This window comes from Anaerobacillus sp. ABR4_321 (assembly GCF_056158505.1).
This window is the reverse complement of the sequence record NZ_JBSWTK010000012.1, coordinates 19,288-34,800: the sequence shown is the minus strand read 5'-3', so window position 1 is coordinate 34,800 and position 15,513 is coordinate 19,288. Positions and strand designations below refer to the sequence as shown.

Here is a 15,513-nt window from a genome sequence, read left to right as displayed (position 1 = left end):
AGTAAGGAGGCAATAGCGTTGGAAAAAGTGGAAGTGATAAGAGAACCTGGAGCTTTCTGTGATTACTGTTTAAAGGTTGTAGGTAAACATATAGATGCAGTGGGGAAGTTGTACCAGTGGGACGACATGCACAAAGAAAAACGACCTTACTTATTTTGTAGGGAGCATTATATACCTTCTAAAAAGGAAATGGAAAAAAGCATACGTGCCTATTTAGATTGCTATAAATCTTCCGAAAGTAGGAATCGATTACCAAAGGATTCGTTAGAACTCTATAATTACTTAATCACTAAATACTGATCTGTTGCTTTTCTTATTATGAATTTAATTCTAAAGCATACAATGATTTCTAAAAAACCTCTAAATAAGGATAGACAGTCTAATAATAGGATTGGGTAGCAAAGGAGATACTTTTTTAGTTACTCTAAGTTATCAAATTCTAACCTAATTAACGAAGAGTACATTTTATACCGTTATATGTAGCCAACTTACAAAGAAATTGCTTTCATATGTACCAAATTAGGATAAAAAGAGATACAATTAAGTTGTATCTTTTTTATTTTTATTTTATTTATGCAATCTCGTATAGAGATTAGCTGAATATTTATCAAACTAGCGATCTTTGGATCGACGATACCCTTACTTTATTCAAGTATGGTTAAAATTCGTCTCCAGGATCGTTTTTTGTTTGTAAACGTTAGGAGGGAGTGTACCGGGTACTTAAAAAACAAGTTAATTGAGAGACGATTAAAACCGGAGGTGTACGTAATTGGCTCAAGAGGATAAGTATTATCACAGTAGACTGCTTGCTATTAGCTATGTGTTTGATCGACCGATAGAGCAACTTAAAAATAGCTATATCGACGAGAAATATTCAAATTGGATTATTTGGTTATTACTAAGTCCGATTAGAGACATACCTAAAATTAAATCAGTAAGCAATGGAGTGAAAGGTTTATTTAATTTATCACTGGTTCCTATTTTAAGTGCAGCAACGGTGCCTATCTATCTCAATATCCCTGGATTCAATACATCCTTGGATATTGTGATCGGTTACTTACTGGGGTATTTATTTACTCTATTCTTCTATTATAGAAAAATTCTTCAGTTTGATAGTGGGCATTTCCATACTGGTGCTTATAGGAAATTTAGAAATCAAGAGTATCAACTGTTCAGAGCTGCCTTTCTTGATGATAAGAACGATTTTTATTTTAAAGGCCTTTACGATTATCTCGATACAATTTTGAAAAGAGGGGAGAATTTCGATTCTCTTATTACGACTGTAGATACGCGATTGGACAATTATCTCCAAAATGAGAGAGTAGATTACAAGAAACAGGTTGCTATTTTAGAGGATAAATTAAGTCAAACTGAACAATCAGTTAGAGAACTGACAAATGATTATGATGCAATGATTGATGAATTAATTAAAGATAGGGAGCAATTAATGGAGGGTGCGGTTTATGTAATACAGTTGATTAAAGATATCAACATCATACTCTACCGCATCAAAAATAAGCTGTTCTCTACTAAGGATTTGAACCTGGTATCGGGATTTACGTTATATGAAAAGGATGGGGAAATCATGCGACGGATAGAAGATGTCGGTACTACAGGTATTTCTCCAGAAAAGATTCCTTTAGATTCGAACAAATATAGTGAGTGGGGTGTACTTAAGGTTATAAATGATGACCTAAAAACTCCTTTTGTAAATAATCCTTATTCAAACCATTCAATCGTATCCTATCAAATGAAAATGGACTATGGAAAACGATGGGTTTTCAACTTCCATTTTGACAAGAGTGATTTGAAAAGCTATCATCTATTAATAAACGATGATATAATTGAGTCAAGAGAGGTATACAGATTGATTCATGCTCTCTGTTTACTATCACAAGATAGTCAATTATTTCCAAAGGAGGCGGCTAATAAATGAGTGAAAAGAATGGAATAATCGTATTTAAGACTCAATCAGAGATTAATGCCGACCGACGACGGAAGACTGATGAGAAGTTAAAAGCTTTAAGATCACGCGTTGAGGACATTAAACGAGACATCCATAATAATACTAAAGAAAAGTCACCGGTCTAACTGGTGGCTTTTTTAGTCTCTTTTTAAACTATCTAGCAAATCCTTACTTTGTTTCTTTAGCTTTTCTGCCCGGTTTTTAATATCCTTCGTACGCTTTGCTAATCGTTCATCTCTACCATCTAGTTTTAATGATCTTCCCTTTGAGTTTATGTTTATTATGTCACCCATCAGTTATCCCTCCCATTAAATCCATTCATGCCCACTTTTAAATATAAAAACACATATTTATTAAATAAATACTATGAGCAGAAGAAAATAATGTTACAAAATTACTTTGAAAGAAGTTTTATAAAATGTAGCTGATAAATTGGAGAAGCTCGCTAGATATAGAAAGGAAGAACATGAGACCGATTCAGAAGGGAAAGAGTTTCTTGTTAGATGAAGATGAGTGAAAAATGTTGGTGTATAATGAAATTAAGCAAATTTTAACAGGAGGGCAGAAATGGACACTTACTCCAAAGATGATAATGAAGAATTACCATCGTTACTATTAGAGTTTGAAAAATGGATGATTGCAGAGAATAAGTCAGTTAGCACAATCATTTCTTATAAAAGTGTTATAAATCTATTTATTAGGTTTTTACATTCAATAAATGCTCTTGAGAAGGATGTTTCAGAAGAAATAGTTGACGAGTACATAGCACATCAACAGGTTGCGGGACATAGAAAAAGCACTATTGGAAAACATCTTAATGCAATTAATTTGTTCACTGAATTTCGTGGCACTCCGTTGAGAATTAGGCAAAAAGATAAACTTAGTAATCTAGAACAACCAATAGAAGAAAAGGAGGTTACTGTAGTAAGTAATTCCTCACAAAATGAGTTATACAAGTATACTGCGACAAGATGGAATAGGCGTAATTCAACAATAATGTTATTAATACTGGAAACTGGGCTCAAAACTTCTGAAATCATTTCGTTAAATAAAGAAGATATTAAAGTCTCAGAGGAATCCATTTATATTCAAGTTGGGTCAGATGTAAAAAGAAGTTTACCTATCTCATCGAAATTATATACTCACATCCAACACACATTTAAATCTAGGTTTGATTCAAATAGTGCTTTATTTGTAAGTCGAGATGGAGGAAGGATCAACGTTAGATCGATTCAATACCATTGCCAAAAACACTTTGTCTCTCCACAAATACTAAGAGATACATATATTTTCAACCTTATAGAGAATGATACAGATACCTATGTAATCTCACAGTTAGCTGGAACTAGAACTATAGATCATTTGGTTCAAAAGTTTTATAGTGATCAATATCAAATAATTAATCTAGATTTGCAGCCTAGTCTTCGGAAAAAGGAAAAAGCCTATGAATGAACAAAATGATAATAATAAGATATTTAATCACTTTTATGATTCCATAATGTCGTTAGAAGAAGTTAATAAATCTCTAACCGATGATCACAAATCAGTTGAGAAAGTGAGAAAGATCCAACGAGAACTACTCAATTTAGTGATAGAAACTTTAGATCCCGATAATAAATCATTATCTAGTGTCACTCCAACGCTAATGGGTTTGGGTTGCTCTTTCCAGCCGCGTAAACAAATATATAGCACAACTGGATCACGGTTGCCTATAACTGAGCAAAGAGGTAAAAAGTATAGATAGGCCCGGGCTTTGAAGTTTGCATTATAGTATTGGGGAAGGGGAGATTTTGTTGTTTCACATAAAAGTCTAAAATCAAGTTTGTACTTTTATGACAGTCGACGATTTCTCCCATATAAAAAATAACTATTTCAGAACCTTAAATAACTTCATAAAATATGAATTTAGTGAACTTTATTCCACTTTTAATTAGTGTTAAAATCAATTACATACTTGTACTGTTAGCCCAGTGTCCAGCGTGGTAGGTTCAATTCCTGACGGCTTAATGATTGCAATTACGTTATTACTGACAGCAATCCTACTGGAGGTGGTTAACATGACAAATAAAAACATAGTTAACAATGCGATATGCACTGTGATGACCGGCATCTTAGTAAATCTTACAACAGATAAACTAAAAGCGGTGGCTCCAGCGCTGGGCTATCAGTACAACTAAAGTAAGCAAAAGCTCCCTTAAAAGGGAGCTTTTGCTTACTTTAAACATCTCATGTTACTGTTCAATTAGCTGTACAAAGTACAAATGGAACATACACAGCGGGATTTAAATACAACTGATGTTACTGTTAACCGGATGAAAGCAATCATGCTATTGCTACCATACTGCAGTTTAAATACAATTAATGTTACTGTATAACACAAAGAATAGTGGTAAAAAGTATTTTACCATTAAATTATTTTTCTTATACGTTATCTAGAAAATTATCAATTTCTACAGTTGAATTCAAACAAATAAACTGTAAGTCACCTAACTAAGTTCTTCTGATGAATTTTTATCTTTATTCTTTTGAAGGATTCTTCTATTGCCTAAAGCTTTTGCAGCGTTCTTAGCTTTCTCCTGTGTAGAGTGCACATATAATACTGAAGTAGATGTAGAGGAGTGGCCAAGTTGCTCCATTACTAATGACAAGTCTTTACTTTGATCCATAAGATTGGTTGCATATGTGTGACGTAGTTTATGTGGAGACATTTCTGTATGATATGCCTTAGTATATTTCCTCACCAAATCTTGAATAGTACGAACAGATAAGGGGCTAGTTTCTTTTTTATACCTAGTTAAAAATAAATACTCATGGGCCTCATCTGTACCGCCATAACGAGCGGTTCGAACTGCAAGATACTCCTCAAGATCCCCAAATACTTGTGGTACAACATGAACACTATCCATTTTATTACCCTTACGAATTACTGAAATGCTACCATTTTTGTAATGCAAATCCCTTAGCCGAATATCAGCAAGTTCGTTTACTCGAATACCGCTCCCCAAAAATAAAGATAGTATAGCAAAATCACGTTCTTTATCTCTCAAAAAATAAGCTTTTTTTCTATCACTTAATGTGTTTTCATACATGTGTCGAACAAACTCAAGAAAATGAACGTCATCGTCTTCATGGAAAGTAACATCAGCTAGTTTTCTACTCCGCTCTCCGAGCGTTTCTTTAGGCTTAATTACGGATATCTTCTGCATAACGTTCCGATGGAACAGAGGTTCACCATCTGCAGTCTCTGTTTGAGTAGTTAAATACTTGAACAGGGAACGAAGAGCGGATTTTTTTCTGTTAACAGATGTGCGTTCACGCTTTTTAGATTCGTATTTAGATATCTTTATTTCTTCATTAGCAATTTGATTAAAATAAGCACGAACAGCATCTAAGGGAAGGGTGGCTAAAACGTCATGAGGTATGTTTTTAACAGCTCCTTCTTGCGCTAATCCTTGTTGTTGTAACCATTCCAAGAAGTTTTTTATATCAATTACATAGTTCAATATAGTTGATGAAGATCTTTCGTTCTCTTCCAGAGAAAGAATGTAATCTCTTACGTATTCAGGGAGGGAGGGGAGGATTGCTTCGTATTTTCTTTTATGATTGATGTGTTGTCTAGAAGTTGCCATTTTTTATGTTCCTCCAATCATCCTATTGTCGATTTTTGTCGAATTTCGTGTATAATACAATTTATACCCATAATTAACATAATATTATTATTATAAATTAATACAATAAAACAGTCTTCGTATACTCCATAAAATCAATTAGATGATCCTCGAGAATCTTCTGCAAGATAACTACGTTTACTTCCTGATAATCATGAACAGCAATGTTTCTGAACCCTACCATTGCTTTCATTTTTTGGCTAAGAGACGAGGAGAGGACCTCTTCATTTTCAAGAAAGGTAAAGGCGTCACGGCTATTTTGAGGAAGTCCTAGCTTTCTTTCAGCAACAATATGCATAGCTAAATCGATACTAGCTTCACAAGCCCTTTGAAGATTAAGGATAATTGAATCTTGTTTCGTAAAGTTGCTCAGATTAGCTGGATTATCAGCATATTCTTCTTTAACTCTACGCACACAACGTTCAATAATACTAATTTTGTTTAAAATAATGTCATTCTTCATTAAATACCGTCCCACTTTCCTCGATGTCATCGATGATCAGTTTCCGTTCTTCACCTAGTTTTGCATACATTTTTAATACCCTCATCTCATAATTCATGCGGGCCTGCTCATCTGTACAATAGATGATTTTCCCAGTGGCTACGATTTGCCCTTGAAAGACGGTCGATGCTTTTCTCAAATCGACCAAGTCTATATCTCGATTTAGTTTTGTAGCCAGTTGTTGGGCAATCATAAAAACTTCATATTCATCTAAATTGGCACTTGTGAGAAATGCTATATCTAAATCACTTTTCGCATGAGCAGTTCCTTTAGCAGTTGACCCGAAGAGATATATTAATTGAGGCGATACAGTATCTCTTAACAATTTCACGGTTTCTGTTAACAATTTTTTCTCCAATGGAAATACCTCCATTAATTGGTTAAGTATATTATAGCAAACATTTGTTTTGTTTTCTATAATTATTCATAAAACAGATATTATACACGAAGTTAGTTTAGGGAGTATTTTCCTCTACTCTTTTTCTGAACAAGAAAATATCCTTCACTGAGTCTTTTTTACCACCTGCTACTACTGCTGCAGCTATTGGATGGTCACTCAACTTTTCTACAGCTACTGCAACGGTAAGAAGTTTTTCAGTAATTGTGTTTCCAAAAGGGACTACTTCCGTTAGTGTTGGATCTCCTTTCGATAAAGTCCCAGTTTTATCAAAAGCATCGGTAGTAAGTTCCCATAAGTTTTCCAAAGGACTTCCTCCTTTTATTAAAACCCCTGCCCGTGCACTCTTGCTATGCCACTTAATACAGCACTTGGAGTAGAAATTGCGAGAGCACATGGACTTGCAGTAACCAAAACTGCCATAGCTCTTAAAAACTATTGCAAAAATTTTCATCTATTACCAATAAAGCAAAGATTAATAGCACTACTAGAGGCAAAACAGAGGGCACAAAATACTCCTCAAACCGGTCAGTAAAATGTTGGATTGGAGACTTTTGTTTCTCTGTTTCATTCACTAACTTGATCAAACGAGCTAATGTAGAAATTTTGGTTTTTTATCACTTTTACTTCCAGCACACCAGTGCCATTAATTATAAGAAAATACTCTATTTTCCAATGATGGTAGGCTTTCCCCTTTATGGAAATTAGAACACTCTCACCAGTTATTGGAGACTGATTTACGCTACTAGTCCCCATTACTCCGTCAGCTAAAATTTTACTGTTGGGCTTGACAATGATAATATCGCCTAGTTTCAATTCTACAACAGCAAAATCTTGTAATTCATAATCTTTCGTACAGTTGCAATCTTTGGAGCAATATCAGCAAAAATTTTGAAGCGTTGTCTGCCTATACGGTCGTTGGGAAACAAAACTCCCACTTGGCAATTAGTTTATGAATTTAAATATTGCATACAGAAATTCAAATTCTTCTAATAGAAGTATAAAAGTAACAATTGAAAGTCCAATAATAACTAAGTCCATTAACTAAACAATCCTTTGGGTATAGCATTTTGTATTAAGCAAAAAAGAAAGAGAATGAGTACACTTCACTCATTCTCTTTCTTTTGGAGCCATCTTTTCAATTGTTGGTTCCTTAAACCCATACCAAGAATATTCAACACCGTATATGCCACCTTTTTGCACAAGATTCCATGTCGTCTTGTCCTTCATTAACAGCTTTTTTGCTTCCTCTTTACCTTTGGGCTGAACAAACACATAGAATTTATTATCGATATTTTCCTTTTTTATTACTTCACCTCGCTCAATACTTTCTTCATATATATACGAGTATCTACCGATTGCTAAAACACAAATAAGAACCAGGATACTTACTAATACGATATTAAACAGTTTCTTTTTACTCATAGTCCCTCCAGTAAGTTATTTGCAGTTTATTTATAATTTATCATACACCTAATCCCAATCAGATTATTCTAGAATTACTCTAAAACAAAAGCCAACAACTATATGACGAAATAAAAACTAAAAGCCCTCTCCAACCCTATCCTTATTATTTGTATACCTTAATTTATGCTTACGAAAGTACATAAACTAGAGTCTACAAAACATTAATCAGATTAGGTCAAAAATCAAAGAGTGTTTGGGATAGGTAGTGTAACATTTTAATAGCAATCATTGCGACTATATATTACTACTTCAATTTACAACCTCTCTAAAATAGTTTATAAGATGCAAGCTTGAATCTTATTAGCTCACAAATAGTGAAGTAGTGATTATTGAAGAGATTAAGAAAATAAAGGGATGCTCGGAGGCATCCCTTTATTGCAAGTTAATTACCACTTATCATAAATTATCTTCAATCAATGAAGAGAATATATTTATAATATTGGTACGTTGAGTTTCCACGACGCATATTTTTCCGCTAGTAACATCCTTAAATATAAATAGTCTTTAATGCATACCGTTTAACACCCAAACAGTACCAATAACAATGACTATTGCAATAAAGGCAGCAGAAAGCATTTTGCCAACTTGCCAGATACCATTCTCACCTTCAGCAACATGCATAAACATAAATAATTGAATACCTGCTTGAATAAACGCTAGTCCAAATACAAGAATAATAACCGTATTTAACGCTAGATTTGTATAAAGTCCTAACCCAACTGCCAAAAAGGTTAAAGCAATAGACATAACGAAACCAATTACATGTGACCACGGAAAGTGTTTATGATCTACAGTTTTATTTGCCATTATTCCACCAACCCTAATAAGTAAACACCTGTAAAAACAAAAATCCATACAAAGTCTAAAAAGTGCCAGTATAAACTGGAAATGAAAACTTTCTTAGCAGTGTCAGGTGTTAAACCTCTTCTCAATACTTGAATAATAATTAGTGTCATCCATCCAATACCAAGTGTTACATGAAGTCCGTGTGTACCAGTCAAAACAAAGAAGGATGACCAAAATGCATTTGTTCCAAGATTGGCTCCTTCATTAACTAAGTGAATAAATTCATTGACCTCCATGTATAAAAAACCTAAGCCAAATAGTAAAGTGATGACCAACCACACAATCATTGATTTAACATTGTTTCTTCTCATTTCATGAATCGCCAATCCACAAGTGAAACTACTTGTTAACAATATGAGTGTCATAGTCATTGTGCCTTTTATATCAAAAACTTCACTAGGGAGTGGACCTCCCCCCGTACTATCGACAAGAGCAAAGTATGCTGCAAATATTGTTGCGAACAATGCCATTTCTGCGCCCAAGAAAATCCAGAATCCAAATATATTCAACCTACCTGTTTCAGACTGATATTCCAGGGGCGTGTCAGGACTTGCATCATTGTTTACATGAGCCATTACTCACGCCTCCTCATGGAACGACTGTTCCGTTTTTTTTATTTCTTCTACAGTTACATGGAACCCTTCATCCTCTTTATGTGAACGAAGTGAGCGAAATACCATACATGCAATTATACCTAAACCACCTAGTATAGCCATCCACCAAAGGTCAAAAACTAATCCAAAGCCCGCCACGAACATTAGGGCTGACATTATAAAAGGTGTCCCAGCGTTACTTGGCATATGAATTTCTTTATATTGAACCTTTTCTTTTTTATCGGTTTCTTGTTTAGAGAACCAAAATGTATCAAGGCTTTTAACCTCAGGAATAACCGCGAAGTTATAATGAGGCGGTATTGCAGTTGTAGTTGCCCATTCTAATGTACGACCGTCCCATGAATCTCCCGTTGTTTCTCTTTTAGCGTAACGGAAGCTGAAGTATATGTTATATACAATAAACACAAAACCAATACCCATACCTAGAGCACCGATGGAAGATATGACATTTAATACAGTCCAACCATCTTCTGGAACATAGGTATAGACCCGTCTAGGCATACCTGAAAAGCCTAATAAGAACTGCGGCAAGAAGCAGACATTAAAACCAACAGCAAAAAACCAGAAAGCCCACTTCCCAAGTCGTTCGTTCAATTTATGACCAAACATTTTCGGATACCAGTATACAAGGCCAGAGAAGCAAGCAAACACAACCCCTGCAATTAACGTATAGTGGAAATGAGCAACTAAAAAGTACGAGTTATGATATTGGAAGTCGGCTGCTGCCATACCAAGCATAACACCTGTTACTCCTCCAATTACAAATGTTGGGATAAATGCTACTGCCCACAGCATTGCTGTGGTATATTGAATTCTACTCTTGTAAAGAGTACCAAGCCAGTTAAAGATTTTTATCCCTGTTGGAATGGCAATTGCCATCGTTGTAATTGAAAATATGTTATTAATGGCTGCACTTCCTCCCATTGTAAAGAAATGGTGCACCCAAACAAGAAAACTTAAGAGTGAAATGCCTACGAGTGAAATGATCATAGATTTATAGCCAAACAGTGTTTTTCTTGCAAACGTTGAAATAACTTCAGAGAATATACCGAATGCGGGTAAAACGACGATATAGACTTCAGGGTGGCCCCACATCCAGAATAAGTTTGACCAAAGCATAGTATTACCGCCACCCGTTAACGTAAAGAAGTGCGTTCCAAATGAACGGTCAAAAGTCATTAACGCTAGCGTGACAGTAAGAATTGGAAACGCAAATACAATTATAAAAGCAGTAACAAGGGTCGTCCAGGTGAACATTGGCATTCGCAGTAGTGTCATACCTGGAGCTCGCATTTTTATAATTGTTACAATTAGATTAATACCCGTTAGAAGAGTACCAATACCTGAGATTTGTAAACCAAGCAAATAATAGTTTATGCCTGGTCCAGGGCTCCCTTCAATAGCTAAAGGCGCATAATTTGTCCAACCTGCATCTGGTGAACCTCCAAATACAAACGATATGTTAAATAAAATAGCTCCAAACATAAATGACCAAAAACTTAGTGAGTTTAAGTATGGAAATGCAACATCCCTTGCACCTATTTGTAATGGAACAACCACATTCATTAATCCTATTAAGAACGGCATTGCCATGAATATAATCATGATTGTACCGTGTGTAGTGAAAATTTCATTATATTTATCTGAGGTCAAGAACGCATTATTGGGCACTGTTAATTGTGCTCTCATTAGTAAAGCATCCACGCCGCCTCGAAAAAGCATTACCAAGGCAGCAAGTATATACATGATCCCTATTTTTTTGTGATCAACAGTAGTAATCCATTCAGACCACAGCCATTTCCATTTTTTAAAGTAAGTAAGAACAAAAACAATTCCTATTACCGTTAATAGAATAGAAATGTTGGCTCCAAGAATCAATGGATCATCAAGGATTAAATTATCTTTTATAAAATCAATCATTCAGTGTTCCTCCCTTCTTAATGGTTAGAGTGACTTTCATTAGAATCTGTCTCATCAATTTTTCCATCTTCGTTTCCTTCTGATTTTTCTCTAATCCCGTATTTTTCACGAATTTCCATTGCGTATGCAGGATTTTTTCCATGATCTACGATATTTAAGTGCGTTGACGAAAATGTCATTTTATCAACGGTTTCAGGCAACATTAATTTCTCATATGTGTCTTTAGTTAATTTAGGTTCATTTTCTTGTGTTTCTTCCACCCAATTTCGATAGTCTTCTTCTTCTAAAGCAACAAAATCAAACTCCTGATGTGCCATGCCTTCCCCGGTAAAGTTGGAGTTTCTTCCTTCATATACTCCTGGCTCATCCGCTTGTAAATATAAATCATTAACCATTCCAGGCATACCGTATATCTGACCACCTATTTGCGGAACCCAAAAGGAAGCCATAGAATCTGCAGCAGTTACTTTAAAAAGAATGGGGTGATCTTCTGGAACGTTGACGTAGTTGACTGTTTCAATATTTTCCTCTGGATAACTAAAAATCCACTTCCAATCTACAGCAGTAGCCTGGATGACAATAGGCTCTTTATCAGCAGTTGACTCGGGTTGTTCTTTCAGTTCATAGAGCGCTATCGCATTTGGAACTGCTAAGGCAACTACGATAATTACAGGAATAATCGTCCAAATAATTTCCAACTTCACGCTACCATGCATATCAGGTTTGTAATCTTTATCATTAAATCCCTTGCGATCACGGTATTTTACAAGAATAAATGTAAAAACGACGAAAACAACGACAACGATACCCAGCATAAAGTAAATTGAAAGCATAATAAGATCACGTTGTGTTGCAGCAACTGGTCCTTTAGGATCTAATACAATAAGATCACTACATCCACTTAATACAAGTAAAAATAACCCTGCAACTATTGGCAGGAATGGTTTAATTTTTTTGAACATTTTTGTTCACCTTCCTTTCTTAACATAGCAATCTGAATAGTAAGTTAAAACTAATCATGAGCTAAATAACTCCTTACCATATACTATCAAAATCCACCAAAAACAAAACAATATTAATCTAGAAACCATCGCTAATTTGCATGTTTTCGAAAAATAGACGAATTTCCATCACATTTTAGTAACAAAATTGGGCAATATTTATTATTCTGGTAAAATCAAATATTCAATATTGCGACTGTGATTTTCAAACATCATTTCAAAACCATTTTAGAAAAGAACGATTATTTAAATTAGGAGTGTATATTAATAGTTCATTAAAATAAAATCGATGTAATTAAAAGAAAATTCTGTTGGTTTACCACTACCATTTCTGAGAGTATTACTCAGTAAATAATATTTCAAAGTTTAGTAGAGGAGTATGAATTATGAAAACAGTTACTACGCATTTGTTGCATTGTTTTTCAATTTTTGTTGAATTTATGAATTAAGCAGAAAATGTGTTCAATTATACAATATCTGGACAAGGATGGACTTGGGGCAAAAGAATCTCCCAAAAAAATACCCAAATCCATTTTGGTTTTAATTTTAAACACCTGACCATGTAAAACGGCATCCCCGCACTTGGAAGAAAATGGGGTATTATAAACTTACTGAAGAATGATGGGATCGGCATTACTTGCAAAGAAAATAGCAGACTTATAATCACCCTTTATTTCCATTGGTTTTTCATCTTTCACTCAGTATTTAAAAAAGACCCATTCTCATTGACTATGTTTTTCCAATCAAAAAATGAATCAAGAGGGTCATCCTCTTGATTCATTAATAGAAACATTTCCCTAACCGGAGCCAGTTTCTTGCTTTCTATCCCCCCCATTGCTCTAGCCAATTGTGCTATTCCATAGGTTACTCCGAGTGCGATCATTGTCGGAATGATGAAAGCGATGAATGTCCATTTGTAACTTTTTGTTTCCTTATAGATAATATTAATGAGCGTTGTGCTACATGGATAATGAAGAAGAGAGAACAACATCATGTTTAATGTCATTAACCAGGTCCAGCCTTGATCAAGGAAAATGTTTTTAAGTCATTAAAATTTTAAACTTCGAGCATTGATCCTGTTGATAAATATCCCATTAAGAGAATTGGAAGTTAATTCCAGAATAAAGGCTAGTAGGATATAGCCATCCATCCCAATTTGTTATGCGAATGGATCAAGAAAATTCACTCCATGAGCAAAAATACTCGTATCCCAGATATAAATATTCGAAAACACCCATATTAAAATTCCAGCCGGCGCTGCAATCTTAACCGCCCTCACAAGAACTGCATAGGATTTATTGAGTGAAGAGCGAATCACCGTAGCGAGAAATTTAGGGCGACGGTAAGGTGGTAATTCTAAAGTATAGTAAGTAGGAACACCTATTAACATTTTTGGGAAAAACCCATGAAACGACGAAAATATCCCAAATGAATGTCAATGCTTTCTTTTGAAAAGCACCACGATTCGATAAAGTAAACTTTTCAACAAAGGTTTTGCTTTATCCTCCTAAGATGGTTAGTTGTACCATCGGACCTTTAGGTAGGATGTATTAGACCTTTGAGTGAATGAAGGTAGTGTTATGATGTAGAAAAAAACGGTACCTGCCTCTAAGTGTGATTACATGGTATCACGCCAGGGTCAGGCACCGTTATTGTTCAATTTGTGCATGGTGAATATACAAAAATTTTATATGTAATCCATATTTCGAAAATGTTTAGAATTCTTCTAAGCATTTTTTGTAGGAATTTGAAAGTTGTCCATCAAAGAGATTCATAATGAAACCGAGCTGATTCTTATGACAAATACAATGCAAGGTGTTCCTTATTTTCTGTTGTATCTGCACCGGTGAAAAGACTATTGATCGATTACCTGACAGTGTATTAGCAAAGGAAGGGAACGAAGAAAGAACACGGCAGGTTAACTAGTTTTGAATGACTGAATTATGAAACTTGGTCTTGGAATTTCCAAATATTTATATGATTTTCTTATCTTGGCAATCTGCACAGACACCTTGTATCTTCATACTAACACTTAAAGAAGTAAAGCCTGCAATTATATTGGAAAAATGAGTGTTTATATCAGTTCCTTCTTCGTTTAAGTCTAAAGCCAACCCACATTTAATGCAGATTAATTCATAACTATAAACAGGCAAAGTTAATATTTCATATTTGGGGTATTTATTGTTAAGTTTTATCTTTTTAATAAGTCTAAGTTTATTTAACATTTCTAAATTATTTTCTATTGTTGTTTTGGTTATATTAGGGAAATCAGATTTGATCTTTCGAAATAGTTCATCTGCACTAATCGGTGCGTCTATACTTAAAAAGCACTTTAAAATTGCGGTCCGTTGAGGTGTTATTTTTATCTTGTTATTTATTAACTTGTCTGCATAAAATAATAGCTCATTATCATTCATTTTATTTCCACTCCTGAAATTAATCCAACTTAAATTATTTAAATTTTCCTTTGTAGTGTGTACATAATAATATTATATATTTTATGTATTTACATAACCAAGATTAAAGACTCAGTCTATATAATAATTATGGTTTTGGGGTGGGAATCCTGTGTGAAATTTTGGATGGAAATGAACAAAGCCAACAACATTATTAAACAAAAATTAAAGAGGGTTTTTAAAAGTAGAACATTTAAAACCTAATATAATAAAGAGGGCAAACACGCAATAAATGGGAATGTACCGTTTTATGGTTGGGGTTAATATTTTCAGGGAGGTGTTCAACTGAATAAAACTTCACTTCTGAGACTTCATCTTGATCTAAATTGAAATTTTCAGCCTCGTGTGTTGCCGAATAGACTGCTATGACGCTATATACCTCATCTCCGTTTGGATACTGGTAATAGAATTCTGCTCCAGAAAAAAGGGATATAAAAGAAATAGATTCTAGCGTCATGCCCAATTCCTCAAAGGTCTCTCGATGTACAGTTTCTTCAAAGGTTTCACCCGGCTCCATAAACCCTCCTGTTAACCCCCATAATCCGTTATCTACACGTTTTTGAAGGAGAAGATTGTCTTTCTTTTCATCAAAAAGCAAGACTGCCACACCGGTAAGAATAATTGGGCGCGGTCCAACTAGTGCTCTTATTTCTTTTATATAATCCCTAGTTACCCC

The 15,513-nt window shown here is 34.6% G+C and carries 17 protein-coding genes and 2 pseudogenes; 5 read left to right on the top strand and 14 right to left on the bottom strand.

Annotated elements, in window-relative coordinates; genetic code table 11:
* Positions 1 to 18 precede the first annotated feature (18 nt).
* The 3 genes from ACXADT_RS21930 to ACXADT_RS21920 all read left to right on the top strand — a co-directional run bounded on the left by ACXADT_RS21930 (position 19) and on the right by ACXADT_RS21920 (position 2,091).
* Positions 19 to 300 carry a hypothetical protein gene (locus ACXADT_RS21930; RefSeq protein ID WP_474834928.1) on the top strand — a complete coding sequence of 94 codons (282 nt, stop codon included), beginning with the start codon at positions 19 to 21 and terminating at the stop codon, positions 298 to 300.
* A 469-nt stretch (positions 301 to 769) separates the two neighbouring features.
* Entirely contained in the window at positions 770 to 1,936 is a 1,167-nt protein-coding gene (locus ACXADT_RS21925; protein ID WP_474834930.1) for a hypothetical protein, read from the top strand.
* The gene (locus ACXADT_RS21920; protein WP_474834932.1) at positions 1,933 to 2,091 is read left to right on the top strand and encodes a hypothetical protein; all 159 of its coding nucleotides are present in this window, start codon (positions 1,933 to 1,935) and stop codon (positions 2,089 to 2,091) included. The genes ACXADT_RS21925 and ACXADT_RS21920 overlap by 4 nt, the downstream gene beginning before the upstream one ends.
* 12 nt (positions 2,092 to 2,103) lie before the next feature.
* Here ACXADT_RS21920 and ACXADT_RS21915 read toward each other — a convergent pair whose 3' ends face one another.
* Complete coding sequence (locus ACXADT_RS21915) at positions 2,104 to 2,259, bottom strand: hypothetical protein (protein WP_474834933.1); 156 nt, start codon at positions 2,257 to 2,259, stop codon at positions 2,104 to 2,106.
* Between the two features lie 274 nt (positions 2,260 to 2,533).
* Between ACXADT_RS21915 and ACXADT_RS21910 the strand changes: the two genes are divergently transcribed.
* Together ACXADT_RS21910 and ACXADT_RS21905 are read left to right on the top strand one after the other, a co-directional pair.
* A complete protein-coding gene (locus ACXADT_RS21910; RefSeq protein ID WP_474834935.1) occupies positions 2,534 to 3,418 on the top strand; it encodes a tyrosine-type recombinase/integrase in 885 nt (294 codons plus the stop codon).
* Positions 3,411 to 3,710, top strand: coding sequence for a hypothetical protein (locus ACXADT_RS21905; RefSeq protein WP_474834937.1), 300 nt, complete (start codon positions 3,411 to 3,413; stop codon positions 3,708 to 3,710). The genes ACXADT_RS21910 and ACXADT_RS21905 overlap by 8 nt, the downstream gene beginning before the upstream one ends.
* A 742-nt stretch (positions 3,711 to 4,452) precedes the next feature.
* Here ACXADT_RS21905 and xerS read toward each other — a convergent pair.
* From xerS to ACXADT_RS21840, 13 genes and pseudogenes are all read right to left on the bottom strand, one after another.
* Complete coding sequence (gene xerS, locus ACXADT_RS21900) at positions 4,453 to 5,595, bottom strand: tyrosine recombinase XerS (RefSeq protein WP_474834939.1); 1,143 nt, start codon at positions 5,593 to 5,595, stop codon at positions 4,453 to 4,455.
* 97 nt (positions 5,596 to 5,692) lie between these two features.
* Positions 5,693 to 6,097, bottom strand: a complete 405-nt coding sequence (hepT, locus tag ACXADT_RS21895) for a type VII toxin-antitoxin system HepT family RNase toxin (protein ID WP_474834941.1) — start codon at positions 6,095 to 6,097, stop codon at positions 5,693 to 5,695.
* Positions 6,087 to 6,494, bottom strand: coding sequence for a type VII toxin-antitoxin system MntA family adenylyltransferase antitoxin (gene mntA / locus ACXADT_RS21890; protein ID WP_474834943.1), 408 nt, complete (start codon positions 6,492 to 6,494; stop codon positions 6,087 to 6,089). The genes hepT and mntA overlap by 11 nt, the downstream gene beginning before the upstream one ends.
* A 97-nt stretch (positions 6,495 to 6,591) precedes the next feature.
* On the bottom strand, positions 6,592 to 6,840 hold the full coding sequence (locus ACXADT_RS21885; RefSeq protein ID WP_474834945.1) for a hypothetical protein: 249 nt from the start codon (positions 6,838 to 6,840) through the stop codon (positions 6,592 to 6,594).
* A 260-nt stretch (positions 6,841 to 7,100) separates the two neighbouring features.
* A pseudogene (locus tag ACXADT_RS21880) lies at positions 7,101 to 7,385 on the bottom strand (P-type ATPase actuator domain-containing protein); the annotation flags it as partial.
* A gap of 258 nt (positions 7,386 to 7,643) precedes the next feature.
* Positions 7,644 to 7,958: a hypothetical protein gene (locus tag ACXADT_RS21875; RefSeq protein ID WP_474834947.1), complete on the bottom strand. Its 315-nt coding sequence runs from the start codon at positions 7,956 to 7,958 to the stop codon at positions 7,644 to 7,646.
* Between the two features lie 546 nt (positions 7,959 to 8,504).
* Entirely contained in the window at positions 8,505 to 8,807 is a 303-nt protein-coding gene (gene qoxD, locus ACXADT_RS21870; RefSeq protein ID WP_474834949.1) for a cytochrome aa3 quinol oxidase subunit IV, read from the bottom strand.
* Positions 8,807 to 9,421: a cytochrome aa3 quinol oxidase subunit III gene (qoxC, locus tag ACXADT_RS21865; protein WP_474834951.1), complete on the bottom strand. Its 615-nt coding sequence runs from the start codon at positions 9,419 to 9,421 to the stop codon at positions 8,807 to 8,809. Before qoxC ends, qoxD begins: the two co-directional genes overlap by 1 nt.
* Before the next feature lie 3 nt (positions 9,422 to 9,424).
* Entirely contained in the window at positions 9,425 to 11,380 is a 1,956-nt protein-coding gene (qoxB, locus tag ACXADT_RS21860) for a cytochrome aa3 quinol oxidase subunit I (RefSeq protein ID WP_474834953.1), read from the bottom strand.
* A 17-nt stretch (positions 11,381 to 11,397) separates the two neighbouring features.
* Positions 11,398 to 12,342, bottom strand: coding sequence for a cytochrome aa3 quinol oxidase subunit II (qoxA, locus tag ACXADT_RS21855; protein ID WP_474834955.1), 945 nt, complete (start codon positions 12,340 to 12,342; stop codon positions 11,398 to 11,400).
* An 862-nt stretch (positions 12,343 to 13,204) separates the two neighbouring features.
* Positions 13,205 to 13,793, bottom strand: a pseudogene (locus ACXADT_RS21850) (nucleoside recognition domain-containing protein); the annotation flags it as partial.
* A gap of 561 nt (positions 13,794 to 14,354) precedes the next feature.
* A complete protein-coding gene (locus tag ACXADT_RS21845; protein ID WP_474834957.1) occupies positions 14,355 to 14,798 on the bottom strand; it encodes a Fur family transcriptional regulator in 444 nt (147 codons plus the stop codon).
* Between the two features lie 232 nt (positions 14,799 to 15,030).
* Complete coding sequence (locus tag ACXADT_RS21840; RefSeq protein ID WP_474834959.1) at positions 15,031 to 15,435, bottom strand: NUDIX hydrolase; 405 nt, start codon at positions 15,433 to 15,435, stop codon at positions 15,031 to 15,033.
* Between the last annotated feature and the right edge of the window lie 78 nt (positions 15,436 to 15,513).

Bases quoted from the DNA above. Each gene is read 5' to 3' on its own strand.
- ACXADT_RS21920 (WP_474834932.1), top strand. From the start codon at position 1,933: ATGAGTGAAAAGAATGGAATAATCGTATTTAAGACTCAATCAGAGATT.
- ACXADT_RS21915 (WP_474834933.1), bottom strand. From the start codon at position 2,259: ATGGGTGACATAATAAACATAAACTCAAAGGGAAGATCATTAAAACTA.
- ACXADT_RS21910 (WP_474834935.1), top strand. From the start codon at position 2,534: ATGGACACTTACTCCAAAGATGATAATGAAGAATTACCATCGTTACTA.
- ACXADT_RS21905 (WP_474834937.1), top strand. From the start codon at position 3,411: ATGAATGAACAAAATGATAATAATAAGATATTTAATCACTTTTATGAT.
- xerS (WP_474834939.1), bottom strand. From the start codon at position 5,595: ATGGCAACTTCTAGACAACACATCAATCATAAAAGAAAATACGAAGCA.
- hepT (WP_474834941.1), bottom strand. From the start codon at position 6,097: ATGAAGAATGACATTATTTTAAACAAAATTAGTATTATTGAACGTTGT.
- ACXADT_RS21875 (WP_474834947.1), bottom strand. From the start codon at position 7,958: ATGAGTAAAAAGAAACTGTTTAATATCGTATTAGTAAGTATCCTGGTT.
- qoxD (WP_474834949.1), bottom strand. From the start codon at position 8,807: ATGGCAAATAAAACTGTAGATCATAAACACTTTCCGTGGTCACATGTA.
- qoxC (WP_474834951.1), bottom strand. From the start codon at position 9,421: ATGGCTCATGTAAACAATGATGCAAGTCCTGACACGCCCCTGGAATAT.
- qoxB (WP_474834953.1), bottom strand. From the start codon at position 11,380: ATGATTGATTTTATAAAAGATAATTTAATCCTTGATGATCCATTGATT.
- qoxA (WP_474834955.1), bottom strand. From the start codon at position 12,342: ATGTTCAAAAAAATTAAACCATTCCTGCCAATAGTTGCAGGGTTATTT.
- ACXADT_RS21845 (WP_474834957.1), bottom strand. From the start codon at position 14,798: ATGAATGATAATGAGCTATTATTTTATGCAGACAAGTTAATAAATAAC.